At 48.1% G+C, this 24,139-nt stretch carries 22 protein-coding genes; 8 read left to right on the top strand and 14 right to left on the bottom strand.

Annotation, left to right across the window (positions count from 1 at the left end; all coding sequences use genetic code 11):
* Window positions 1-96 precede the first annotated feature (96 nt).
* Window positions 97-1,305, bottom strand: a complete 1,209-nt coding sequence (locus M2134_RS09280; protein ID WP_280750814.1) for an MFS transporter — start codon at window positions 1,303-1,305, stop codon at window positions 97-99.
* A 1,117-nt stretch (window positions 1,306-2,422) separates the two neighbouring features.
* On the opposite strand from M2134_RS09280, the gene M2134_RS09275 reads away from it, so the two are divergent.
* Window positions 2,423-2,920 carry a hypothetical protein gene (locus M2134_RS09275; protein ID WP_280751304.1) on the top strand — a complete coding sequence of 166 codons (498 nt, stop codon included), beginning with the start codon at window positions 2,423-2,425 and terminating at the stop codon, window positions 2,918-2,920.
* A 52-nt stretch (window positions 2,921-2,972) separates the two neighbouring features.
* Here the strand turns inward: M2134_RS09275 and M2134_RS09270 are convergent, their stop codons facing one another.
* A complete protein-coding gene (locus tag M2134_RS09270) occupies window positions 2,973-4,655 on the bottom strand; it encodes a DUF4080 domain-containing protein (RefSeq protein ID WP_280751305.1) in 1,683 nt (560 codons plus the stop codon).
* Window positions 4,656-4,780: 125 nt separating this feature from the next.
* Here M2134_RS09270 and M2134_RS09265 point away from each other — a divergent pair, with 125 nt between their 5' ends.
* Window positions 4,781-5,068: a GNAT family N-acetyltransferase gene (locus tag M2134_RS09265; RefSeq protein ID WP_280751306.1), complete on the top strand. Its 288-nt coding sequence runs from the start codon at window positions 4,781-4,783 to the stop codon at window positions 5,066-5,068.
* 8 nt (window positions 5,069-5,076) lie between these two features.
* On the opposite strand, the gene M2134_RS09260 is transcribed toward M2134_RS09265, so the two are convergent.
* The 4 genes from M2134_RS09260 to M2134_RS09245 form a co-directional block, all read right to left on the bottom strand.
* Window positions 5,077-5,961: an aldo/keto reductase gene (locus M2134_RS09260; RefSeq protein ID WP_280751307.1), complete on the bottom strand. Its 885-nt coding sequence runs from the start codon at window positions 5,959-5,961 to the stop codon at window positions 5,077-5,079.
* 143 nt (window positions 5,962-6,104) lie between these two features.
* Window positions 6,105-9,323: a carbamoyl-phosphate synthase (glutamine-hydrolyzing) large subunit gene (carB, locus tag M2134_RS09255; RefSeq protein ID WP_280751308.1), complete on the bottom strand. Its 3,219-nt coding sequence runs from the start codon at window positions 9,321-9,323 to the stop codon at window positions 6,105-6,107.
* Between the two features lie 283 nt (window positions 9,324-9,606).
* The gene (locus M2134_RS09250; protein WP_280751309.1) at window positions 9,607-10,209 is read right to left on the bottom strand and encodes a hypothetical protein; all 603 of its coding nucleotides are present in this window, start codon (window positions 10,207-10,209) and stop codon (window positions 9,607-9,609) included.
* Window positions 10,210-10,250: 41 nt separating this feature from the next.
* On the bottom strand, window positions 10,251-11,162 hold the full coding sequence (locus tag M2134_RS09245; RefSeq protein ID WP_280751310.1) for a helix-turn-helix domain-containing protein: 912 nt from the start codon (window positions 11,160-11,162) through the stop codon (window positions 10,251-10,253).
* A 164-nt stretch (window positions 11,163-11,326) separates the two neighbouring features.
* Here M2134_RS09245 and M2134_RS09240 point away from each other — a divergent pair, with 164 nt between their 5' ends.
* Together M2134_RS09240 and M2134_RS09235 are read left to right on the top strand one after the other, a co-directional pair.
* On the top strand, window positions 11,327-11,581 hold the full coding sequence (locus tag M2134_RS09240) for a prevent-host-death protein (protein WP_280751311.1): 255 nt from the start codon (window positions 11,327-11,329) through the stop codon (window positions 11,579-11,581).
* The gene (locus M2134_RS09235) at window positions 11,581-11,853 is read left to right on the top strand and encodes a Txe/YoeB family addiction module toxin (RefSeq protein ID WP_280751312.1); all 273 of its coding nucleotides are present in this window, start codon (window positions 11,581-11,583) and stop codon (window positions 11,851-11,853) included. The genes M2134_RS09240 and M2134_RS09235 overlap by 1 nt, the downstream gene beginning before the upstream one ends.
* A 7-nt stretch (window positions 11,854-11,860) precedes the next feature.
* On the opposite strand, the gene M2134_RS09230 is transcribed toward M2134_RS09235, so the two are convergent.
* The 4 genes from M2134_RS09230 to tnpA all read right to left on the bottom strand — a co-directional run bounded on the left by M2134_RS09230 (window position 11,861) and on the right by tnpA (window position 16,614).
* Window positions 11,861-13,030 carry a CapA family protein gene (locus tag M2134_RS09230; RefSeq protein ID WP_280751313.1) on the bottom strand — a complete coding sequence of 390 codons (1,170 nt, stop codon included), beginning with the start codon at window positions 13,028-13,030 and terminating at the stop codon, window positions 11,861-11,863.
* Between the two features lie 17 nt (window positions 13,031-13,047).
* Window positions 13,048-13,917 carry a DUF3108 domain-containing protein gene (locus M2134_RS09225; RefSeq protein WP_280751314.1) on the bottom strand — a complete coding sequence of 290 codons (870 nt, stop codon included), beginning with the start codon at window positions 13,915-13,917 and terminating at the stop codon, window positions 13,048-13,050.
* On the bottom strand, window positions 13,871-15,778 hold the full coding sequence (locus M2134_RS09220; RefSeq protein ID WP_280751315.1) for an Ig-like domain-containing domain: 1,908 nt from the start codon (window positions 15,776-15,778) through the stop codon (window positions 13,871-13,873). The genes M2134_RS09225 and M2134_RS09220 overlap by 47 nt, the downstream gene beginning before the upstream one ends.
* 368 nt (window positions 15,779-16,146) lie before the next feature.
* On the bottom strand, window positions 16,147-16,614 hold the full coding sequence (tnpA, locus tag M2134_RS09215; RefSeq protein WP_280751316.1) for an IS200/IS605 family transposase: 468 nt from the start codon (window positions 16,612-16,614) through the stop codon (window positions 16,147-16,149).
* 743 nt (window positions 16,615-17,357) lie between these two features.
* On the opposite strand from tnpA, the gene mutS reads away from it, so the two are divergent.
* The 4 genes from mutS (at window position 17,358) to M2134_RS09195 (ending at window position 22,188) form a co-directional block, all read left to right on the top strand.
* Complete coding sequence (gene mutS, locus M2134_RS09210; RefSeq protein ID WP_280751317.1) at window positions 17,358-19,973, top strand: DNA mismatch repair protein MutS; 2,616 nt, start codon at window positions 17,358-17,360, stop codon at window positions 19,971-19,973.
* Between the two features lie 211 nt (window positions 19,974-20,184).
* Window positions 20,185-20,673, top strand: coding sequence for a hypothetical protein (locus M2134_RS09205; RefSeq protein WP_280751318.1), 489 nt, complete (start codon window positions 20,185-20,187; stop codon window positions 20,671-20,673).
* A 13-nt stretch (window positions 20,674-20,686) separates the two neighbouring features.
* On the top strand, window positions 20,687-21,478 hold the full coding sequence (locus M2134_RS09200) for a hypothetical protein (protein WP_280751319.1): 792 nt from the start codon (window positions 20,687-20,689) through the stop codon (window positions 21,476-21,478).
* A 5-nt stretch (window positions 21,479-21,483) separates the two neighbouring features.
* Window positions 21,484-22,188, top strand: coding sequence for a hypothetical protein (locus tag M2134_RS09195; protein ID WP_280751320.1), 705 nt, complete (start codon window positions 21,484-21,486; stop codon window positions 22,186-22,188).
* Here the strand turns inward: M2134_RS09195 and M2134_RS09190 are convergent, their stop codons facing one another.
* From M2134_RS09190 to M2134_RS09175, 4 genes are read right to left on the bottom strand one after another with little or no spacing between them, the layout of a single operon-like run.
* On the bottom strand, window positions 22,189-22,629 hold the full coding sequence (locus tag M2134_RS09190) for a DUF4252 domain-containing protein (protein WP_348525041.1): 441 nt from the start codon (window positions 22,627-22,629) through the stop codon (window positions 22,189-22,191).
* 29 nt (window positions 22,630-22,658) lie between these two features.
* Entirely contained in the window at window positions 22,659-23,060 is a 402-nt protein-coding gene (locus M2134_RS09185) for a hypothetical protein (protein ID WP_280751322.1), read from the bottom strand.
* Window positions 23,057-23,566, bottom strand: a complete 510-nt coding sequence (locus M2134_RS09180; RefSeq protein ID WP_280751323.1) for an RNA polymerase sigma factor — start codon at window positions 23,564-23,566, stop codon at window positions 23,057-23,059. Before M2134_RS09180 ends, M2134_RS09185 begins: the two co-directional genes overlap by 4 nt.
* 3 nt (window positions 23,567-23,569) lie before the next feature.
* Complete coding sequence (locus M2134_RS09175) at window positions 23,570-24,013, bottom strand: DUF4252 domain-containing protein (protein ID WP_280751324.1); 444 nt, start codon at window positions 24,011-24,013, stop codon at window positions 23,570-23,572.
* Between the last annotated feature and the right edge of the window lie 126 nt (window positions 24,014-24,139).

The following is a 24,139-nucleotide window of genomic DNA, read 5'->3' as shown; positions in this document are numbered from 1 at the left end:
GGGTTATCCGGGTTGAAGCCCTTTCGGGCTTTCTAAAACCTTCCCATCTCCTCCTACTTGAAGGTTTTCCCCTACTTTAACTACTCTGATACCCTTTCACCCCCTCTTATCCAACCGCATAGCGGAAGGAGTAGTAAAAGAGACCATTCCGATCAATATGATCACAACCCCACAAACAATAAAGCTGGTCGTCACGCCCAGGCTATCGGCAAAGAAGCCTATACCAACAAGCCCTATGAGCGAGGGGATAATACTGAATGTGTAGAACATAGAGAAGACACGCCCCAGGGCTTCCGGACGGATATGGGTCTGCACCAGCGCCGTAAAGGAGGAGTTATAGACCGCGCCCGACACCCCGGCAATCGCCGTCAGGATGACAAACAACACAAAGCCATTCGGCGATAAGACCCCCGACAGGGCAAACGTAGCTCCGATTATCAGATACATCAGATTGACCAGTACCACCCGGTTCACCTTATAGACCTTCGCCCCCATCACAGCGCCTCCCAACAAGGCACCCACGCCCCAGATCACCTCGATCAGGCTCACCTGGAAGGCGTTCCCCTGGAAATGCTCCAGCGTCATCAAGGGGAACAACACGCTGACCGGCATCAGGAAGAGGGTGACCAAAATGGAAAACAGGAAAATCCAACTCAGGCCCCGGCTTCGCAAAACAGTCATAAGCCCCTCTTTCATCTCCTTGAATACATGAGGTGTATGCCCTTCCGCCTTCTCCGGATTGGGGATATATACGAAGAGCAAAGAGATACAGGCCACAACGGCGCCAACTACATCCAACAATAGGACATACTCCATATCCCATATCGTAATAAACAAAGCCCCCAAAGCCGGCCCGGCAATATTTCCGACCGAACCGATAATCTGGCTGACCCCTGCGATACGCGTCAACTGCTCCTGAGGAGCCAATAGGGGAATGGAGGCCTGCATCGCCGGCATGTGGAAGGCCGAACCTACCGAACGAAAAGCAAGCAATACGAAGATATGCCACATCTCGGCCACCTCGAGCCAGAAGAGAACCGACATAATAATCGTACAGACAGCAATAAAACTATCCGCCAGAATCATAATCGCCTTCCGGTTCCAGCGATCGATAAACACCCCGGTCACAGGACCCAATAACGCCTGCGGCAACATCGCCGCAATAGCCGCCCACGCCAGCATCTCAGCCGAACCGGTTTCCATACTGATCCAGAGGATCACCGCGAAATTGACAAGAATACTCGTCAGAATGGACAGGAACTGCCCTGTCCATATAATGGCAAAAACTTTTTTCCAATTTTCCATACATACACGAATTTGACCATACGCCCGATGCGTATTTCATCATGAAACAATAATAATAAATAACAACAGAAAGGGATACGTGTAGTAACGGTACACGCACCAGGCCGGAGAGGAAGGTTGTCCGGACACGGTCTTATCTTGTGCGATAAATGCCTGCCATTGGTTTATGGATATAATTCATAAAATGGTTTGATGCCACAAATCTATAAAATAAATACAAAATTCCTACACCTTCATTTGATATTTTGCAAAATAGCCCAAGAATAGCCCTACGGATTGACTCAAAACCTACCAACTCCTTCCTTTTTTGCGCCATTCTCAAAATACAAAGTGTAAGCAAAAACGCCATTTTGCTTTACAATATGATACGTTAAAAAGTGTTACTCCTGCGGGTAATTTAAAATACCCCTACGTTTTCGGAAAAATACTCGGGCGTTTTTGCAATTTGTCAAATTGGAAATCTTCCAATTTTGGAAGATTTGAAGGAGAAAGGGGGCGTTTTCAGATTTGGTAAGATGGGAAGGTGGCAAGGTACACTGAAATGAGTTAAATCCCGCAGGGATTTCCTATTCGAAACCCTCGGTAAGAGAGCGAAGCGAACGACCGGGGGTATTCCGCTAATAATAACTAACGAACCCGGAATGGGTTCAACCCTCTTCGGGGTTGCTTGGAGAGTAGGTCTTGTCTATCTGCCTACCACGGGTTTGCTTCGCTACACCCGCGGTTACGAATAGGAAATCCCTTTGGGATTTATATGAAAACCTTCCACTCTTGGAATATCTGACCCTACACACCTTCATCATGCCACTACCTGAGCTCAAATACGCATTTACCGGATTCAAGTAGCCTTTTTATTTATCATCAAAAAAACGCGGTTTCATCGATACTTTTAAGCGATTTTGCCAAAATGTGAACTAAATGTGAAGTCGCTATCGCATGCGGTGATGAGGATAAGAATGAGGGGAGTTTTGAAGAAACAGTGAATGGGGTCTATTATTCTTCTGAAGGTTATATATCATATTTCTATCCTCCCTCCACTTTGACCCCATTGGAAAATATTGAATCTGAAATAGAAAAGTCGGCATTTCCCCCTTCTATGAAGGAGATTTTCCTAATTATGTATAGGGTAGATAGCATCCCCCCGGCGGCCGCCTTATGGTTTCATGATTCGGAATTATTGTGTACGCCGGTATTGGGTGATCTTTATGAAAATTGGGTGAAATATCAATATGAGAAGGATAACAAATATGTGTTTGTCAGATCCGGATACCGTTACGATCCCGCCACCGGGCGGCTGACAACGGACAAACGCGTTTTTGCGGAAGAACAGGCAGGCGAAACGCTTTATGTAACAGAATATTCCACAGAGGGGATTGTGATGCGGGTAGCATTCAACAAACCGATGAATGAAGAAGATTACTATCCAAGCTACGCTCCGGTTTTCCCGAGCACATTCAAAGAATATGCCGCTGCCGAGATGAGTTGGAAAAGAGAGACAAAGAAAATTCCCGCTTATGTGATATTCGACACCAACGAAGAGGCTATCACCTACATAAAAGAGCTTATCAAAGACTTCACCCCATCACCGGAAATATGGGAACATGACTACGAATAAGAAGCCCTACAAAAGCGTATAAAAAAATTCTCACCCGCGTGAGAAAAAATTCTCATGCGGGTGAGAAAAAATAAACCACCTCCCTTTTGGCGGTTTTCTCTCCTTCGGCGGGGAAGATGGTGAGGAGGTATTCCTGGGGGGTGAGGGGGTCGAGGGCGGTTTGCTTCTCGATGATCCGACGGGTGAGGTGGTGTTTGCGTAGGAACTCTTTGTCCTGCCCAATGGTGTAGAGGAGTTTTTTGCGTTCCCGCTTATCGATTGTCTGGAGCCAATAGCCACGGGGTCGCTGCGTGAAATGGCTGTAGTAGTCGGTACGTAAGGCATCGTAGAGGTCGATCTCTTTCGACAAGAGGAAGTGGTGCAGGTTACGAAACAGATCTTCCAATAGGTATCCCCGGTGTGGCAGATGGTGTTGCGCGGCGTATTGCCCCAGCTCATCAAAAAACTGGAAATAGCGCCCTGCCCAATGGGTGGCGAAGAGGCGGTGCATTGTCGTAGCAAAACGGCCGCTGTTCCAGTACCTCTCCAGCGCGTGCTCCGCCTCATGGATGCGATGAAGCTCTTCGGCGGAGATGGCATCGTTGCCCGTTATCTCATAGGGTGCCTGCTCGGCATAGTGATAACCGTAGCGGTCGGCATCGCGTCGCAGGTGAGTGCCTCGAAGCATTTTCAGGAAGCCCAGTTGTACCTCCTTGGCTCCTAAGGCGAACACCTCATTGAACGACTGCGTGAAACGCTCGAAGGTCTCATGGGGCAGGCCGGCGATCAGGTCGAGATGGAGTACAATCTTACCCCCCGCCATCAGCCGCCGGATGTTATGCGCCAGAAGCGGGAAGTCCTGTTTGCGCTTGACCGCCTGGTTCGTAGGTTCGTAGGTCGATTGGATACCTATCTCAAAGCGGAAATAGTTCGCGGGCAAGCGATCGTTCAGGTAGTCGATCATCTCGTCGGTCAATAGGTCGGCATAAATTTCAAACTGACAGCTCAGCCCTTCCCGCCAATGAGCGATCAGGAAATCGAAAATGGCCCGCGTATGCTCCTTGTTCAGATTGAAGGTGCGGTCCAGGAACTTGATCTGCCGCGCACCGGCCTCAATCAGGTATTTCAGATTGTCCAGTACATAATCCAAAGGAAAATAGCGCACCCCCTGCTCACGGGAGGAGAGGCAATACTGGCATTGGTAAGGACATCCCCGCGAGGTCTCCACATAGACCAAACGGTTTTTCAATTCTTCCCGATCTTCTTCCAACTGATAGGGAGAGGGTAGCTGCGCTAAGCGGGTGATATCAGCCCGACAAACGGTCGTACTTATCCGGTCGTGCGAGGAGACACCGGGAGGCAGTTCGGTCTCGCCCCGTTCGAGAGACGCTATCAGATCGCCCAACACAAACTCGCCTTCGCCACTGATCACATAGTCGACCGCCCACTCCCGCAGGAAATGTTCAGGCTCGTAGGTCACTTCCGGCCCACCAAGAATGAAGAGAAGACGAGGATTCTGTTGCTTCAGTCGGCGGATAATCTCCCCCACCCGACCGACATTCCATATATAAACACTCAGACAGATCACATCGCATCCCGCAGCCAGGAGATCGCTGGTGATCTTCTCCGGATCCTCTTTAATGGTGTACTCCCGAAAGCGGATATCCAGGCGGTCTTTATTGGCAATATACAACCAGCGAAGCGCCAGGGAGGTGTGGATATATTTTGCGTTTAATGTGGCTACAATTACTTTCATCCTGCAAATGTAGGAAACTGTTTGTTGGTAAAAGAATGATTCGCTCCTGAAAACAAAACCGCTTTTTGATTGTTATAAAAACAGAAGCAAAAAGAAAAAGAACATAAAATAAAAAAGAAACAGCTATGGAACAACAGTATGAATTGATTAAAAACGATGCATTACAACAGTTTGAATTCAATATAAAAGGGTACACACCCCTGATCGAGTTTGTTATGATCCCCGATGGAGATGTCTTCCTAACACATACCGAAGTGCCTATGTCACTGGCAGGACAGGGCGTGGGTACACAGTTGGTGAAAGAGACACTGGAGTATCTCGACGAGAACAACCTGCGTGTTGTGCCGTTATGCCCGTTTGTGGCATCTTACATTCAGAAACATCCTGAATGGGAAAAGATCGTTGTACATTAAATAAGATCCTATACGAACTTCATCACCCGGTCGATGGCATCGTCCATTTGCTCAATGGATTCGAGCCCGAGTGTCATGCAATGAATATGACTTTCGGTCAGGGCGAAGTGGATAGACTGTTCACGTTCTTCCTCTTTGACGTGCTTGCCCTCTCCGAATATTTTCATGCCGATCAATCCTTTGCCGTTTTGGCGAGCCAATGCCAATACCTCCTTCACCTCCTCCGGTTTGCCGTCCATATTGGTCCCGAAAGGATTGATACGGGCCATAATAACATCTATCCAAGGGTTTACGGCTGCCTGGCGGATCGCGTCAAGATTATGGCAAGAGATACCTACCGCTTTGACAATTCCGTCCTGCTTAGCACGCGAGAGGCCGTCCATATAATGATGGCGGGTCTCCGGCCAGTCACCACTATTCATGCAATGCATCAATAGAATATCGATATAATCCGTATCGAACTCCTTCCGGAAACGGTCGATTTCCGGGGCTACCGGCACCCGTTTGTCGGAGTCGTCGGGATGTGTCCAGATCTTTGTATTCAAGATGATCTTTTCGCGGGGAAGGCCTTTGATCGCATTGCCTACATAGGGTATGGATCCGTAGGTGTCGGCCGTATCATAAAAACGAATGCCCCGGTCATAGCCATGGCGCGCCAGGCGGACAAAATTGTCCATACCGAGGCGTGTCTGGTTGGACTGTTTGTTCCACCCTACCGTACCGGTGCCCATGGCAATGCGGGAGACGGTCAGGCCTGATTCGCCCAACTTCACCTTATCAACTATGATATCACGGGTAAACGTACAGCCCGATAGGGAAGCCATACTGCTATTGGCAATCGAAAATCCGGCGAGGCCGGTAACGCCTGTCTTGAGAAACTTCCTTCGATTCATCTCTTTACTACTTGTGGTTTTTAACTAAACGAGCGGGAAATTACTCTTTTAACACGAATATAAAAAACAGGGACACAGAGTTTTATATATATTAACATAAAACCCTGTGTCCCTTCTATTTTTGTCTGTAAGAAGGAGTCTTCTTACTTATATTCCTGCCAGCTCTTGATCTGGATATCCGATTCTTCCAGATTGCAGAAGGCCTGGATAAAGGCGCTTGCCAGGCGGGCGTTGGTGATCAATGGGATATTGTGGTCGATCGCGGCACGGCGGATCTTATACCCATTGGTCAATTCGCGTTTGCTATGGTCTTTCGGGATATTCACCACCAGTTCGAAGATATGTTCTGAGAACATCTCCATGATGTTGTTTTCGCCCTGTTCGTCCGGCCAGCTTACCTCCTGCGACGGAATGCCGTTCTCGTTGAGGAAACGCGCCGTGCCATGCGTGCCGTAGATCGTGTATCCCTTATCGGCCAGGATGCGGCAGGGTTCCAACAGGTCTACCTTGCTTTTTGCCTCTCCGGAAGAGACCAGGATATTCTTCTTAGGGATGGCATTGCCAACCGAAAGCATAGCGGAGAGCAATGCTTCATCGAAGTCGTCGCCCAGGCAGCCTACCTCACCGGTTGAGCTCATGTCTACTCCCAATACCGGGTCTGCCTTGTGTAGGCGGGCAAACGAGAACTGAGAGGCTTTCACACCGATCCAGTCGATATCGAAGGCGCTCTTGTCGGGGCGGCTATAGGGGGCATCGAGCATGATGCGGGTAGCCGTTTCAATAAAGTTACGTTTCAATACTTTCGATACGAACGGGAAGCTACGTGAAGCACGGAGGTTACATTCGATCACCTTCACATCGTTGTTCTTTGCCAGGAACTGGATATTGAACGGACCACTGATATTTAATTCTTTCGCAATCGTTTTAGCGATCTTCTTCACGCGGCGCGCTGTTTCGAAGTAGATCTTTTGTGCCGGGAAAACAAGCGTAGCGTCACCGGAATGTACACCGGCAAACTCGATATGTTCGGAGATGGCATATTCTACCACTTCGCCATTCATCGCGACGGCATCGAACTCAATCTCTTTCGCTCCCTGCAGGAATTCCGACACAACGACCGGATATTCTTTCGATACTTTGGCAGCCAAGCCAAGGAATTCAATCATTTGCTCCTTGCTGTAGCAGACATTCATCGCCGCTCCCGAAAGCACATACGACGGACGGATCAGGATGGGGAAGCCCACCTCGTTGATAAACGAATCGATCTCATCCATGCTCACCACCTCAGCCCAACGCGGTTGGTCGATACCCAGCGTGTCGAGCATGCCGGAGAACTTGTGACGGTTTTCTGCCCGGTCGATAGAGAGCGGAGAGGTTCCCAGGATAGGCACCTGCTGACGGTGTAGTTTCATCGCCAGGTTGTTCGGGATCTGCCCCCCCACCGAAACGATAACCCCTTTGGGGGTTTCCAGGTCGATCACGTCGAGTACACGCTCGTAAGAAAGTTCATCGAAATAGAGGCGGTCGCACATGTCGTAGTCGGTAGAAACCGTCTCCGGGTTGTAGTTGACCATGATAGACTTATACCCCAGCTTGCGAGCCGTTTGTGCCGCGTTCACCGAACACCAGTCGAATTCAACCGACGATCCGATGCGGTAAGCGCCCGAGCCCAGGATAATCACGCTCTTTTCATTCTTATAATAGGGAATATCATGTTCGCTGCCATCGTACGTCAGGTAGAGGTAGTTGGTCAATTCGGGGTTGTCGGAGGCGATGGTATTGATCCGTTTTACGCTCGGCAGAACGCCCAGGCGTTTGCGTTGGTTGCGCACGCGGATGTTTTCTTTTTCCATATTCCCTTCCGGATCTTCCACGTAACGGGCAATCTGGAAGTCAGAGAATCCCAGGCGTTTCGCTTCGCGCAGGATATCTTCCGGCAGCTCTTCAATCTTATTGTATCCACCCAGTACAGCGGTATAATCCACAATGTTCTTCAGTTTCCGCAGGAACCAGTGGTTGATTTTTGTCAGTTCATAAATGCGATCGATCGTATATCCCGCTTCCAAGGCTTTGGCAACGGCGAAGATACGCAGGTCGGTCGGGTTGGCCAGCTCTTCGTCCAGGTTGTCGAATTCCAGGTCGTTGTTGCCGACAAAGCCGTGCATCCCCTGCCCGATCATACGCAATCCCTTCTGGATGATCTCTTCAAAGCTCTTACCGATCGACATAATCTCGCCAACCGACTTCATGCTGGAACCGATCTGGCGGCTAACGCCTACGAATTTGGTCAGGTCCCAACGCGGGATCTTCACGATGATATAATCTACTTCCGGCGCTTTATAAGCCGAGTTGGGCGTTCCCATCTCGCCTATCTCATCCAGTCCGTAGCCCAAAGCCAATTTAGCTGCCACAAAAGCCAACGGATAACCGCTTGCCTTGGAGGCTAAGGCCGACGATCGGCTCAGGCGGGCATTCACCTCGATCACGCGGTAATCGCCCGTTTCCGAACTATAAGCATATTGGATATTACATTCTCCGACAATCTCCAGGTGACGGATGGCTTTGATAGACAATTCCTGTAGGTTCTTTATCTCCTCGTCGGTCAACGAACAGGTAGGCGCTACCACGATGCTCTCTCCGGTATGTACACCCAGCGGGTCTACATTCTCCATATTTACTACCGTGAAACAATGGTCGTTCTTGTCGCGGATCACCTCAAACTCGATCTCTTTCCAGCCTTTCAACGACTCTTCCACCAGGATTTGCGGCGCGTAAGCAAAGGCGCTCTCCGCCAAAGCTACCATCTCCTCTTCGTTCTGGCAGATACCGCTTCCCATACCTCCCAGGGCATAGGCCGAACGGATCATCACCGGATAACCGATTTTGAGGGCGGCTGCTTTCGCATCGGCAATGGTTTCCACCGCCTGGCTGATCGGTGTTTTTATATCTTTCTGATCTAATTTCTTAACAAACAGGTCGCGGTCTTCTGTGTTCATGATCGCCTCCACCGAGGTACCCAACACCTTCACGCCATACTTCTCCAAGGTGCCGCTGGTGTACATTTCTGTTCCGCAGTTCAACGCCGTCTGCCCACCAAAGGCCAATAGGATACCGTCGGGACGCTCTTTCTTGATCACCTCCTCCACAAAATAGGGAGTAATCGGCAGAAAATAGACCTGGTCGGCTACCCCCTCCGATGTTTGGATCGTTGCGATGTTTGGATTGATAAGCACGGTATAGATGCCTTCTTCGCGCAAGGCCTTCAACGCCTGCGAACCCGAATAGTCAAACTCTCCTGCTTGCCCGATCTTCAAGGCGCCGGAGCCCAGAACGATCACTTTTTTAATACCACTTTTCGACATAATATATTCTGTTTTTGTAAGATTGTTAACCTCTATCCCTGTCGTCGTTGGCGGACAAAAAAAATGCGTTAGATAGAAAAACTAACGCAGCCCTGAAAGAATCAGATATCTCTCCTTCCGACAAAAAGAAAAAAGAGCAGTATGTTCCGATGTATGATCGGAGAAATGATATGGGTCATCCGTTTGCCACGTATATTTCATTTACTCTTTTTCAAATTTCGGCAAAGGTACACATTATTATTGTGATTCCACACAAATTGGGAAGGCTTTTTCTTCTTCTCTTTTAAGCCTCTATCTTTTGCGGTCTTTTCGTGTCTTGTGCCAATTGCCTGATCCATTCGTCAAGATTCTCGATCAGGGGATCATCGATCTTCTGCCGCAGGCGGTAGCGTATCTTGATCACACTCGGCCGGCTGATGCCCAACGTACGGGCAATCTCTTCATTGGTCTGATTCAGCGAAACAAGCATGCAAAACAACTCTTCCCCTTTGGTGATCGTGGGAAGTATCTCACGCAAGCGATGCAAAAAGGTCGGATACAACGAGTTGAATCCAAGGCGAAACTGCTCCTCTTCCTGCGTGGTCAACAACGAGGGATGCAGCATCTCCATCACCTTTTTCAGGTCGGTCACCTTTTCCGGCTGGTATTGAATCTCTTTCAACTGGCGACGCAATTCTTCGTTTCGGTTATGCAACTCCTGCCGGGAAGCAATCAATTTATTCATCAACTCTTCCTGATCACGAATACGCTGATGGGCAAGCTCCTTTTCCTTCATATCCAGTTCGTGACGCAATTTGTAATAACGGCGGCGTGAAACAGCATTGCAAAGGAAAAACAACAAAATAAAAAATAGGCAGGCCAAGGCTAAGAAAGTACATACATTCATTGGTAGTTGTCGATTGGTTAGTTTGTTATTTGCAAATATAGCTAAAAAACTTCCTTTTTATACTGTGAAGGCGACATACCTACATGTTTCTTAAAAAATTTACCAAAAGTCGACTGATCAGCGAAATTCAATTGAATCGACACCTCCTGTACTGTCATTTTAGGCGAACGCAAGAGCACACGCGCTTCGGAAAGAATGGCCTCATCGATCCATTCCGAGGCGGTCTTATCGGTCAGCGTTTTCAAGACAGAGGAAAGATACTGCGGAGTGATGCAGAGTTTATCGGCATAGAAGGTGATGGCATGCTCCTCCTGATAATGCCTCAATAGGAGTTGCAGGAATTTATTCACGATCTCCTCTTTTCGCGTAATCCTTTTTTCCACGATATAGTCCTTCCTATTTAAGACGATATTCACCATCTCCAACAACAACGCCATAAAAGAGATATGAATAATCTCCTCCTGAAAATAGTGTTTCTTTTCCGAGAGCTTCCTCTTCAATAGCTCTATGTGATTATCCAGGAAATCGACCTCCTCCTTTTCGAGCCGGAGGTGAGGATTCTTACGCAACCGCATATAATTGACCAGAGAGGGATTGATCGTCTCCGGCTTACACTCTTCCAGGAAGGCCAGGTCAGCCAACAGGAGCTTCCCTCGCAGGTCAGGACTGGTATAGGTTATTTGCGTGATATGCGACGGCATAATAAAAAGAAAACTATTGGCCGACAGCTCATGCGGAACATTATCCAAAGAGACGCGGGCATCACCCTGGGTAATGACAATAAGCAATAGGGCTTTCAACCGCATGGGTGATGTCAGGTCGACATGCTGCATATCATCTAAAGATATACCTCCACTTCCCAGGTCACCTATACCCAACTTATTCTTATAATTCTGGAAAGAGATCGTATTCCGAGCCAGATCAGATATTTCAACAACAGATAGTTTTCTCATGGCAGATTTGTTTTACAAAACAAAAATATAGTTTAATCCTCAAAATGCTAATAAATCATATTCAATTCTTTTATATGTGTCAAGAGAAAAGCACACAACTGTTTGCCGGAGTTAGGAATATATCTTATATTTGTACCAATAAGGTACATCCAAAACAGACGATTATGATCATTATCAGCAGTAAAGAGTTCAGAGACAACCAAAAAGCCTATTTCGACCGTGTCGATGGAGGCGAACAGGTCATTGTGCAACGCGGCAAAGACAAATCCTATATGCTTCAACCCATACATGAAGATGATTACTTCTTCACTCCCGAAATGCTCGGACGTATCGACGAATCAATGCAGCAAATACGGGAAGGAAAAGGCATTGAACTTTCGAACGTACAAGAACTAAAGGAGTTTCTGAAAAATCTGTGATGTATAAAATCATCATTTCACCTAACGCAAAAAAGGATTTAGCCGAACTGCAAAAAGCTGATCCACCAGCCTTCAAAAAAGCATCGAAGCTCTTGGAAGAGCTTATGTTACATCCCTATACAGGGACAGGAAAGCCTAAGCGCTTAAAACACAATTATGCCGGCTATTACTCCCGGCGAATAACACAAAAACACCGGCTTGTATATACCGTAAACGAAGAAATAATTACCGTCTTGGTTATTTCTGTATCAAGTCATTACAATGATAAATAAACCCTCATCAGGGATATCCGTAATACTCGCTATAAGGAAGATCGGGCAGTAGGCGACGGGTATCCAGGTAGAACTCCTCCATTCGGTAGCGTCTATCGGCGTCCAGATCGTATTTCCCGGGATCATGGTAAAAACGGTTGACCGGAATCAGGCGATACACCGCTTTTCCGTTCGTTGGATACTTATTCACCCAAACAGGCTCGTAGGCAAAAGAGGCTGTCACCGGTGCATCTTTCTTTTTAATCAGCGTCACATCGAACACAATGCCTCCATCGGCATAGCGCCACTGTTGGTTGGAGATGAAATTGCCCAGGGAATAGATCACCGGCACAACCTCTCCCGTTTTTCGGGTGATCTCCTTATAGGGTTGCACCACATGCGGGTGGCCGCCTACGATCAGATCTATCCCCTCATCGGCCAGAAAACGGGCAACTTCCCTCTGCTCGGCATGTTCCTTTTGTTGATATTCATACCCCCAATGCAGGCAAGCAATGATATAATCCACCTTTTGCTCTCGCGCCTTACGGATATCTTCGCGCATCTGAAGCGTGTCGATCCTGTTGACAACGACAGGCGGCGTCACAGGCATCCCATTGGTTCCGTAGGTGTAATTGAGTAGGGCGACGCGGATATGGTTCCGATCGATCAATAAAGGATATTTTTCACTTCGCTCCAAGGAGTCACGAAAGGCACCGGTATATGTCAGTCCCAGGCGATCCAGGTAGTCCAACGTACGCTCCACCCCTCTCCTGCCCCGGTCGACGGCGTGGTTATTGGCCAACAACAGGATATCGAAACCGGTCTCTTTCACCGCGTCCGCTATCTCCGAAGGGGATGAAAACATCGGATAGCCGCTGTAAGGTTTCCCACCTAAAGGCACCTCGAGGTTGGCAACGCTGACATCCGCCGAAGAGATATAGTCTTTGACATCCTGGAAAGGAAGCGAAAAGCGGTAGCTGCTATCGCCCCCTTCCGACCAGGCAGAGGGATAGAGTGCCGTATGAATAAGTAGGTCGCCGGCAAACAATAGACGAAGTGTGTCAGAAGGGATGATCTCCTCCGTAACCGCCTCCGGAAAAACGGCAGGCTCCTCCTTTTTGGAGGATAGAGAACAAGCGGTTATACCCCATAACATCAAGCCTGAGATAACCGGAATGATCTGTTTTCGCCACCTCATAGAGCGGGACCTCTCTTTTATTTTTTAGGAATTTCTACCCGACAGTCCAGCGGATAGCGCAAGTTCGCAGATGAGCTATAATAGGCCTCCATGGCGCCCAGCTTCAGTTTGGCCCTCACTTTAACAGGGAGGTGGTTCGCATCGTCGCCAATCCATATCTCCATCGCCTCTTTGCTTTGGGTAAAAGCATCGTCGAAAATGTCGATGATAAAATAACGGGCGCGGTATTTCACATTATTCTTTTCCACGATCTGTTGCCCTTCATACCGGTAACTGATCGGGATCACTGTCTTCCCCATCGCCACTTGGAGCTGATAGCGATGGCTCAGCTCCATCTTGTTCCAGTCAAAGGAACGGGCATACATAAGCGCGCCCAAGATATCCAACACACAGCTACCCCCGACCAAGACCGTATCGGCCTTCACCCGCTCGCGGTTGCGCCGGAAAGCATGCACATGGGTCGCTTCGCCCTGGTAGGAATAGGTCAGGTTGTCGATCTGGTAATAGCCCCCTTCGTCGGAGCGTTTGGTGGCAAACAATAGGCGTTGATCCGCCTTGCCAATGTAGTTTTCTATCGTATCGCGGATGGAGAATACCTTATCGATCATGCCGGTCGACCACAACAGCAATTCGCTGTTCCAGCAGGGCATGCCTTCGTAGGTCTTCTCTTTGATCGTGATCGAGGCACTACCCCCTTTGGTCATGAGGAGACCCCATTTGAAATAGACATCGAACTCTACCTTCTCTTCGGCACTAAAAACAGTCGTTCCCTGCAGACATTGTGCCCGGGCCACATGCGTGATGCTCAAAAAGAGAAGAAAAATCAGGCAGAACGTCCCTTTAGAACGATAGCGTACTGCGCGACGACGATTGTCTTTTTCCTTCATTTCTATGGTCTCGTTGTTGTCGTTCTTGCTTTTCTTTCGGTTTGTTCTTGGTGATATCCAACGGCTTCTGCTGCTCGATCGGCGTATCGAGAACAAACCAATCTTCCTCCGTCTCCCAGTTGACAATGATTTCCATCGCCTTCGGGCAATAGTAGACCTTCTCCGGCTGTAGTTTGTCGGCATATTTACCGGTATCCCAAAGACCGTTTCCATTCGCGTCGATCACCAAACGGGCATAGTAGGTATTAGGCGCCAAATCCATAAAGAGCACACCGCCGTTGGTCACCTTCGCCTTGCGCACCGGTTGGTCGCTCTTATCCAATAATTCGACGAAAGCGGTCGTGTCGACACCATGTATGTTGATATATAAATGGCCATATTCCTCTCTGGTCTTGAATTTGAATGCGCCGCTAAAGGTATCGTTCCAACGGTCGTAGACGCTGAAGATCGTCGCCGAATCGACCAGCAAACGATATTCCTCCCCGTAATTCCATTTGCGCTTGATCAGGAAACGGAGCGAGTTGGTGGAGTCGGGTCGCATCTCAAACGTGGCGGGCTCCCATAACGTATCGACCTTCTGCTCCAAGACAAACAGCTCGGGCAATAATTCCTTGATCGGCTCATTGAAAGAGACAAACAAGGTGTCGTGCAGGTTCATGGAAGAGGATGTCGAAGCATTTATACCCAGAAATTGAATGGGTTCCGGCTCGTCATCCTTCTTGCGCGAGCGGCGATTGTCGTTCGCACGGCGACGCATGGTGGCCATGATCGTATCGGTCTTGGGCACCAGCATATTCAACGAATCGCTTATCGAATAGGTCAATTCCATCTGCAGGGTATCCAAGGCCCATACAGTCGAATCGGTGATCCAGAAATTGGCTGTCCGCCTTTCGTCGGCTGTCTGAATCACAAACCAGCTACTGTCGGCCGGCTCAAAATTGAGGGGAACAGGCAGAGGCACGGTATCGAGCGGTGCGTTAAATTTCAATGCAAACAAATGATTCTCCGCTCTTTCGGGGCGCATCATATACTGCCGTTCAAATTTCTCCTTAAAAAGGAAAAGCGTCACATCGTCGGGCAGAAAGCGGGTATAACCAACCAGATTGATCGAATCGATCGTCACACTATCCACCCAAACGGTATCCATCCGCTCGGCAAACTCAAAAGTCGGGGTAATGGGCATCTCTTCAAAAGCAATATCTTCAGTCGGGTTATCGAACTTATAATCCCGGCTCATGTCATTCAACGCATACAGGCGGTAGGTACCCGGCGCGATATTGCGGATCGTAAACCGTCCCCGCTCGTTGGTACGCGACGTACGGGTAAACACCTCTTTCACAAAAGCCGAATCCTCCAGGTTGCTGTGCAAACCAATCGTGATACCCGGCATCGGTTCGAGGTTCTCCGCGTTGAGCAATATCCCGGCTATCTCCAGCGTATCGATCACATCGCCGGTAGAGAAGGCAAAGGTGTAGTTTTCCAACACATTTTTTTCGTTGTTGTCGACAATCGAGTTGGTGAAGTCAAGCGTATAGGTTGTATTCTCAAGCATCGTATCTTTCAGCTCCACCGATACCTTTTTCCCGGTTGCCCGTATCACAGGCATCTGCCGCTGCGGAGGTGTGATAATCACATTCTCGGCCGGTTTCTCCAATTGCACCAATTCATCGAACAGGATCTCTATCTTCTTCCCTTTGAAGTTGGTCTGATTGGGGGCGGGAGTACTCGACACATATTTGGGCGGTTCTTCATCGTAAGGCCCCCCATTAGGGCTTCCGATACTGGCACACGAATAGATCAAAATCAACAGCAGTACGCTATTGATCAAAATAAGGCTGCCACGCGTATATTGATTATTCATATTATTTATTTCTTGTCGCAGGGACAAAAATAGAGAAAATTCCTGTCACTTAGCAGCAATGCATTCGTAATAAAAAGGGATTTTGAGCGTAAAAGAGAGAAATGCACTGTGAGAGTGCAAAAATTAGAGAAAAATGCACTATGGGAGTGCAAAAATTCATTTTACATAGTACCGCTACGCGGCACATTATTATTACACAATTTATTACCCCGCGCTTACACACGGGGCTGTAAAACAGATCGCCGCTACGCGGCTATCGACGCAAAATAGGCGGATCAGCACAAAACCGCGTAGCGGCGGTATGTATCCAGCCCCGTGCGTAAGCGCGGGGTTAGCTGATGCACAAACCATTGCGCCACGTAGTGGTGCTATGTTGACAAAATCCAATCAAAAAGATATTGTTCATCATATTCGACTCCGAATTTTTGAAGAAGGTCCATATATTCCGCCTTGAAATCTCGTTTTTTATGATGCTCGGGTTGGTTTAATATATAGTTGACAACAGCCCCTACATGGGAAGCGGAATAAGAGAAAACACCATACCCTTCCTGCCATTGGAAATGGAAAGAAGTAAGTCTCTTTTCATTAATAAACTTAGAAACATTGGACTTAATATCTCTGACAAGAGTCGATACAGAAATGGCCGGGTGCAAGCAAACCAGCATATGGACATGATCCGGATTTATATAGATAGCATATAATTTGCATCCTTTGTTTGTTATAACACCAGTCATGTATTTCTGAATTTCTTCCCGAATAGATTCTTTGATTAATGATTCCCGTTTTTTGACAGCAAAGACCAGCTGGAGATATATTTTACCATACGTGTTTGCCATATTCACATTAGGTTTGGTTGGTTTCGGTGATTTTTCAAAGGTATAAAATATCTTATTACATAGTACCGCTACGCGGCACATTTTTATTGCAAACGCTTGACCCCGCGCTCACGCACGGGGCTGTGTGCATCCCGCCGCTATGCGGCTATCGGCACAACATAGACGGATCGACGCAAAATAAACGGATCGGCACAAAATAGACAGGCATAACAAAATACAAAATATTATTAGGGGAATTGATCTCCCCCCACATTGAAGTCATTGTCCATAACAGCGTAAGAATCGCATCCATAACAGCGTAAGGAGCGCATCATAACTGCATGGGGATTGGACAAAACCGCGTAGCGGCGGTATGTATCCAGCCCCGTGCGTAAGCGCGGGGTTGTCTGATACACCAACAATTGCGCCACGTAGTGGTGCTATGTTGCATGGATAAACATTACCGCTACAAGGCAATTCGGACTGACTTATTGATGCATTTTTAGGGAAATGTTAAAATACAAATTGTTACTAAAACGGCTCTTTTGCTTACAAATCGATACGTTAAAAAGTGTTACTCGCGGGACTAATTTAAAATAGTCCTTGCTTTTCGCGCAAAAATCCCTGCCGAAGTTTCAAATTGTAAGTTGGAGTTTTTTCAAATTCCGGGCGCGTTAATATCTATTAACATTCTACATTCTCCGATTTCATTCCGAATCTGCCCGCTTGATGTTATCTTTGCCCTTCTATAAAAAAGGATCTACGTGGCAAAGCAACAGATAAACGATACCCCTCTTATTCGGCAATATTTTGAAATCAAGGCGAAACATCCTGATGCCATCCTGTTGTTCCGGGTGGGCGACTTCTATGAGATGTATGGGGAGGATGCCGTGGTCGGAGCGGAGATTGTGGGCATCGTGCAGACCCGGAAAAGCAATGGGGGCGGACAGTTCATCGAGATGGCGGGCTTCCCACATCATGCTTTGGATACCTATCTGCCCAAACTGGTGCGTGCCGGCAAACGCGTGGCTATCTGCGACCAATTGGAAGATCCCAAAATGACCAAAAAGCTGGTGAAACGGGGCATCACGGAGCTGGTGACGCCCGGCGTTTCTATCAACGATACGATCCTCAATCACAAAGAGAATAACTTCCTGGCGGCAGTTCATTTCGAGAAAAACAGTTGCGGCATCGCTTTCCTGGATATCTCGACCGGCGAATTTCTCACGGCTGAAGGCACACCCGATTATGTCGATAAACTGCTCCATAATTTCTCGCCCAAAGAGGTGTTGATCGAACGGAATAACCGCAAGCGGTTCGAAGAGTCGTTTGGTCCCCGCTTCTTTTTGTTCGAACTGGAGGATTGGGTGTTCAGCGCCGATGCTGCCAACGATCGTCTATTGAAACATTTTGAGACCAAGAACCTGAAAGGGTTCGGGGTGCATCACCTGAAACTGGGTGTGATCGCTGCCGGCGCTATCCTGCATTACTTAGACACCACACAACATACACAGATAGGGCATATCACCTCTCTGGCACGTATCGAAGAAGACCGCTATGTGCGCCTCGATAAGTTCACGGTGCGAAGCCTCGAACTGGTCAGCACAATGAACGACGAAGGCAAGAGCCTACTCAACATCATCGACAAAACGGTCTCTCCCATGGGATCGCGTATGTTGCGCCGTTGGCTGTTGTTCCCGCTGAAAGATGTGCGTCCTATCCGCGAACGCCAGGATGTGGTCGACCATTTTTTCCGTCATCCGGAGATGAAAACACTGATCGAAGGGCAGTTGGAACTGATTGGCGACCTGGAACGCATCATCTCCAAGGTGGCCGTAGGGCGTGTGTCGCCGCGTGAAGTGGTGCAACTGAAGGTGGCTTTGCGTGCATTGGAGCCGATCAAACAGGTCTGTATGGAGAGCGGCGAACCGAGCCTCGCCCGGATTGGCGAACAACTGAACCTATGCGACACCATCCGCCGGCGTATCGAAGAGGAGGTCAATAATGATCCGCCTGCCTTGCTGAACAAAGGAGGCGTGATTGCCCACGGGGTCAACGCCGAACTGGACGATTTACGCAGCATTGCCTATTCGGGCAAGGATTACCTGTTGAAGGTGCAACAACGCGAAGTGGAACGCACAGGCATCTCTACCCTGAAAATTGCTTTCAATAACGTCTTCGGTTATTATATCGAAGTACGCAACACCCATAAAGACAAAGTGCCGCCGGAGTGGATCCGCAAACAGACCTTGGTCAATGCCGAGCGCTACATCACGGAAGAGCTCAAGGAGTATGAAGAGAAAATACTCGGGGCAGAAGAAAAGATATTGGCGCTGGAATCCCGCATTTTCAATGAGTTGGTGCTCTCGCTGGCCGAATATATCCCGCCCATTCAATTGAATGCCAATCTGATCGGGCAGCTCGACTGTCTGCTCTCCTTTGCCAAAGCGGCTCAGCAGAACCACTATATCCGTCCGGAGATCAACGAATCGGATGCGATCGATATCAAGGCGGGCCGTCACCCGGTGATCGAAAAACAATTGCCACCCGACGAACCTTATATCACCAACGATGTCTATATGGACAGCAAGAAGCAGCAGATATTGATCATTACGGGACCGAATATGGCCGGTAAGTCGGCATTGTTGCGGCAAACGGCGTTGATCGTATTGATGGCACAGGTGGGTTGTTTCGTGCCGGCCGATAGCGCGAAGATTGGTATTGTGGATAAGATCTTTACCCGCGTCGGGGCGTCCGATAATATCTCGTTGGGCGAATCGACCTTTATGGTGGAGATGAACGAAGCCTCGGACATCTTGAATAACCTCTCCCCGCGCAGCCTGGTTCTCTTCGATGAATTGGGACGCGGCACCAGCACCTACGATGGTATCTCCATTGCCTGGGCCATCGTAGAATACATTCATGAACATCCGCAAGCACGGGCCAAAACGCTTTTTGCCACCCACTACCATGAGTTGAACGAGATGGAACGTTCCTTTAAACGGATCAAGAACTTCAATGTATCCGTCAAAGAGGTGGGTAATAAGGTAATCTTCCTGCGCAAACTGACCAAAGGAGGAAGCGAACACAGCTTTGGTATCCACGTCGCCCGGATGGCCGGGATGCCGAAGAGCATCGTGAAACGCTCCAACGAAATACTGAAACAGCTCGAATCGGAAAACCGCCAGAACGGAATAGCCAAACCGATGAAAGAGATAGCCGCCGGCGGAGAGGGATTCCAATTGAACTTCTTCCAGCTCGACGACCCGATACTCAGCCAGGTGCGCGATGAAATCAAAAACATGGACGTCAACAACCTCACCCCTTTAGAAGCACTTAACAAACTAAGTGAGATCCGGAAGATCATCACGGGGAAGTAGTTTGTTGCGGCGCATTTTATAAATTAATTGAGAGATATCTACGTCGAAGGTAAAAGCCGCGTAGCGGCGACCTGTATACAGGTCACCGCTACGCGGCTTCCACCATCCATTCCTTCTTTGACTTCTCCAATTCTTTAACTTTTTTAATATTATGCAGCACTTTTTCAAAAAGCAGCATCTATAAGATTATCAAACATTAATATGGAGCATTATGAGAAAAGTACTGAATGTGTTGTTGTTATTTAGTGTTGTCTTCCTGACAACGGCGTCCTCCTGGTGGGGATGGGAAAGAAGAGGAGAGTACAATCCGATCTTTATGGAACGCGCCGAACTGGAACGTTCTGTTGTCTATCAATCCGATCCGCAGGAGCTAATCAATCCCGGCAAGATCTACCACAAACATCCCTACATTTACATCAACGAGCGCTACAAAGGTGTACATGTGATCAACAACAGCAACCCCACAAGCCCGGTCAATGAAGGCTTTATACGCGTACCCGGCTGCCTGGATATGGCTATCAAAGGGGATATCCTGTATCTGGATAACGCTGTCGACCTGGTAGCCTTCGACCTGACCGCCAAACAAGTAACCCACCGTGAGAAAAACATATTTCCTGAACCTCTCTCCCCGACAAATGATTATTATTATGGGAATCGCCCAAAAGATTTGATTCTGATTGAATGGAAGAAAAACAATTAAAAAAGTAGTGAAGATGAAAAAGAATAGATGGCATTATATATATAGCTTGGTAGCGTTTGTTTTTGTGTTGTTGACAGGTTGCAGTGATTCGGAGGGCTATTATGCGGGCAACGATACCGGGCAGGGAGGCTCTATGGCGCGGTTCACCATCCACGGTGATAATCTCTACACGGTCGATAGTCATAGCCTAAAGACATTTGATATCTCAGACGCTAAAAAACCCACCTACCTGAAAGGAAAAGACCAAAGTCTGCGGTCCGACGCGGAGACGTTGTTTGCGATGGATACCTTGTTGTTTATCGGCTCCCGTTCGGGCATGTATATTTATAATATCACCCGCCCGGAATTCCCGAGTTTTATGTCGCATGTGTCCCATATCACCAGTTGTGACCCGGTGGTTGCCGCGGGCAATTATGCTTATGTAACACTGAGCTCAGATAATAATCTCTGCTTCCGTGGTGCCAATGAGATGCATATCTACAATATCTCCAATCCGTCTGATCCGGATCTGGTGAACGTGAATACCAGCTTGACACGTCCCCGCGGGCTGGGCATCGACGGTAACAAATTATTTGTTTGCGACAATGGATTGAAGGTGTTCGACATTACTGATCCCGAAAATCCGGTATGGATGGATGATCTTTCCAAAATACCCGAAGCCAATGGTATCGATGCCTACGATGTCATCCCGATGAACGGCCTGTTGTTTTTGATCGGTGCCGACGGGTTTTACCAGTTTGATTATACCACAGAGAAGCTGGCATTCGTCAGCAAAATAGCCGTTAAACCACAAGATAAATACTAAATAGGATGATGAACAAAAGAATGATGAGAAGCCTGGTGGTACTATGTTGCCTCCTGGCATGGATTCCTGTCGGCAGTGTAGCACAGGAAAAGGAGACGAATGGGTATGATATCCCCTATAATTGGGTATTTAGCGTGCACCCTCTCCATATTTTCAGTAACGGATTGCGCATCGATGTGGAAAAGAAGTTGCATCATCCCAACCATTGGCTGGTGGTGGGTCTTTCGGGTATGCATCTTCCGCACGACGGAGAGGATTTTAATACCTACTCGACCTGGTCGAACCTCTACCTGGATAGTGATCAGGATGTCACCAAACTAACCGGGGCGGGCATCGATCTGGCTTATAAATACTACTTCCCTATGCCGGTAAAACTGTTGTATGTCAGCGCGAGCCTTAATTATAACTACTTCAAAGCGCATTATTACGGTGGCGCCTTCTATAAGTTTGAAGAGAATGGGCTTACCTATTATGAGCGCGACTACCGCGAAGTATCCCAGGAAATTCATCGTATCGGTAGCAATCTGCTCTTCGGTGTGCAGTTGACACCCCGCAAACGGTTCCACCTCGACGGCTTCGCGGGTCTGGGTCTCCGATACGGCATCCCCGGAAACAAAGACCGTTATGACTTCGATAGTCATATGTTCAGCCTGGGTTACCGGGGAGTCACGCTTACGACGGGCCTGCGAATCGGCTTCCGTGCTTTTTGATTACTTCGCAAATTCCTGTGTAATTTCCTGTATATCCTGCAGGGTAAAGTGACCTACCAACTGAATAACGGTGAAAGTACTGTCGGTGTCGGCAAGCATCAACAGGTCTTTCACCGTTTCTCCTTGCATATTGGCATAGAAAGTAGCCTTGGTTTTCCCATCACGCACCCGCATCAACTCCGAATGGCTGCTTTTGATCAGTTTACCAAACTCATTCCGCATCTGGGGAACCAGATCCATTCGCTCGGTATTCAACACCTGTAAGGACTCTACTTTCCCTTTCATATTCATCAGGCTCAGCCCTGCCGTTTCGATATTCGGCATCATCTGAAACATCGCTTTGGAGATATACACCGAGGTTACATTATCCATATCGGCATATTTGTCGAACAATTTATTGTTCGTTTGTGCCATGCCCGCTTGTGAAAAGAGGAGGCACATGATAGCTATTACTACATATTTCGCTTTCATTACTTACTGATTTCTTTGAATTGTTTGTTTACTATTTCATTCACTCTTTCGACCTCCTGTTTGGCCTCTTCCAGTTGATTCACCCCTTTGTTGAATTGCAGAGAGAGGAATGCCAGGGCCTCTCCGGCCACCACAGCCGCCTCTTCCGGATCACTAAAGGTATCGGCTGTTGTCGGTTTCGTCTCGATCGTTTCAGTCGGGAAAAAGAGCGCTACGCCGATCAATAGGGAAGCAGCCACTCCTACCATCCAATAGACAGATCGTTTGCGCAACGAAACTTGCTTCTCCGCTTCATCCAGCCGATCGATATAGCTCTCCAGCCTGTCCGATAGACCTTCAGGCAAGGCCTGCTCTTCCCGAAGCGCCTGGTCAATCAGTTCATCCATCTGTTTATCGTTCATAATGTGTTTATGTTTAATTGTATGTATTGTTCCCGTATTATCTTGCGTGCCCGCGAAAGCAATGTGCGTACGTTCACAGCGCTAAAGCCGGTAATCTCCGCAATCTCTTCCATCGAACAATCACTCAATCCCCGCAATTTCAATACCTGCTTCTGATTTTCCGGTAATTGTTCGATCAATATCTTCACCTTTTCCAATGCCTCTCGCCTTTCCATCTCTCGCTCCGGTGTGACAGAGGTGGTCACCATGTTCTCTTCGATACTCGTCAGATGCCTGTTTGCTGCGGCAGAACGAAGAAAGTCCAGACAAAGATTCTTTATCAACATCACGGCAAAAGCTTCCGGATTTTGTATCTGGTCCAGTTCATCCCGCTTTTTCCACAGTTTGCCATAGCCCTCTTGCAGAAGGTCTTCCGCGTCGTCTTTGTTTCCGACCAGGGCCAGGGCCACCCGGTAAAGCTTCGGATGAAGGGGCAGATACTGTTGTTTGAAGCGCTCCGTCGTCACCTTTTAGCTATGTTGTTTGGTTACACGTTCAATATCGGAAGGTTTGATCATGCCTTTGATCCTCACCAGGGCATTGCTCTCGCCCGTGGAGATAATCACCAGTTCACGAATCATCTCCTTCTCTATCCTAACCAATACCTTTACGCGGCTCCCCTCTTCGTTCGAGGTAAGCATCGTTTCGTATGCCTTGTCTTTTATATCCTTGGTGGCTTTCTGCAGCTTTTCCTTGAGCTCTTCGGCACAATTATCAAAGCTATAGGCCTCGACACTATCCACGCCCATGGTGTCGGTAAACAGGCCCGCAAGCGACATGGTCAGTTTCCCGATCTTGACTCCATCCGATTCTTTTACTTTGGAAAATTCTTTGAAAAGGTCGTTCACACTACGTTGTGCGAATCCGACTTGTGTGATAGCCAATAAAACCAAAAAGATGATATACTTCTTCATATTTACTTTGTTTTTAACACGTTCATATTCCCTCCGTCCCTACCGTTTGCGCGCCCGAAAAAAGGAGTTCAATAGGTAGACGGAGTAAAGATAATTATTGTGACAAAGGAAGTGAGAAAAGTTTAA

It is taken from the genome of Parabacteroides sp. PM6-13 (genome assembly GCF_029892605.1).
Classification (GTDB): Bacteria; Bacteroidota; Bacteroidia; order Bacteroidales; family Tannerellaceae; genus QVMG01.
The sequence above is the reverse complement of the archived record's forward strand: the minus strand, read 5'-3'. Positions and strand labels throughout refer to the sequence as shown.

Bases quoted from the DNA above. Each gene is read 5' to 3' on its own strand.
- M2134_RS09220 (WP_280751315.1), bottom strand. From the start codon at position 15,778: ATGAATAATCAATATACGCGTGGCAGCCTTATTTTGATCAATAGCGTA.
- M2134_RS09175 (WP_280751324.1), bottom strand. From the start codon at position 24,013: ATGAAGAAGTATATCATCTTTTTGGTTTTATTGGCTATCACACAAGTC.
- M2134_RS09225 (WP_280751314.1), bottom strand. From the start codon at position 13,917: ATGAAGGAAAAAGACAATCGTCGTCGCGCAGTACGCTATCGTTCTAAA.
- M2134_RS09190 (WP_348525041.1), bottom strand. From the start codon at position 22,629: ATGTGCCTCCTCTTTTCACAAGCGGGCATGGCACAAACGAACAATAAA.
- M2134_RS09250 (WP_280751309.1), bottom strand. From the start codon at position 10,209: ATGAATGTATGTACTTTCTTAGCCTTGGCCTGCCTATTTTTTATTTTG.
- M2134_RS09275 (WP_280751304.1), top strand. From the start codon at position 2,423: ATGTATAGGGTAGATAGCATCCCCCCGGCGGCCGCCTTATGGTTTCAT.
- M2134_RS09260 (WP_280751307.1), bottom strand. From the start codon at position 5,961: ATGAATCGAAGGAAGTTTCTCAAGACAGGCGTTACCGGCCTCGCCGGA.
- M2134_RS09195 (WP_280751320.1), top strand. From the start codon at position 21,484: ATGATGAACAAAAGAATGATGAGAAGCCTGGTGGTACTATGTTGCCTC.
- M2134_RS09280 (WP_280750814.1), bottom strand. From the start codon at position 1,305: ATGGAAAATTGGAAAAAAGTTTTTGCCATTATATGGACAGGGCAGTTC.
- M2134_RS09185 (WP_280751322.1), bottom strand. From the start codon at position 23,060: ATGAACGATAAACAGATGGATGAACTGATTGACCAGGCGCTTCGGGAA.
- M2134_RS09245 (WP_280751310.1), bottom strand. From the start codon at position 11,162: ATGAGAAAACTATCTGTTGTTGAAATATCTGATCTGGCTCGGAATACG.
- M2134_RS09205 (WP_280751318.1), top strand. From the start codon at position 20,185: ATGAGAAAAGTACTGAATGTGTTGTTGTTATTTAGTGTTGTCTTCCTG.
- M2134_RS09235 (WP_280751312.1), top strand. From the start codon at position 11,581: ATGTATAAAATCATCATTTCACCTAACGCAAAAAAGGATTTAGCCGAA.
- M2134_RS09270 (WP_280751305.1), bottom strand. From the start codon at position 4,655: ATGAAAGTAATTGTAGCCACATTAAACGCAAAATATATCCACACCTCC.
- tnpA (WP_280751316.1), bottom strand. From the start codon at position 16,614: ATGGCAAACACGTATGGTAAAATATATCTCCAGCTGGTCTTTGCTGTC.
- carB (WP_280751308.1), bottom strand. From the start codon at position 9,323: ATGTCGAAAAGTGGTATTAAAAAAGTGATCGTTCTGGGCTCCGGCGCC.
- M2134_RS09240 (WP_280751311.1), top strand. From the start codon at position 11,327: ATGATCATTATCAGCAGTAAAGAGTTCAGAGACAACCAAAAAGCCTAT.
- M2134_RS09265 (WP_280751306.1), top strand. From the start codon at position 4,781: ATGGAACAACAGTATGAATTGATTAAAAACGATGCATTACAACAGTTT.
- M2134_RS09200 (WP_280751319.1), top strand. From the start codon at position 20,687: ATGAAAAAGAATAGATGGCATTATATATATAGCTTGGTAGCGTTTGTT.
- M2134_RS09230 (WP_280751313.1), bottom strand. From the start codon at position 13,030: ATGAGGTGGCGAAAACAGATCATTCCGGTTATCTCAGGCTTGATGTTA.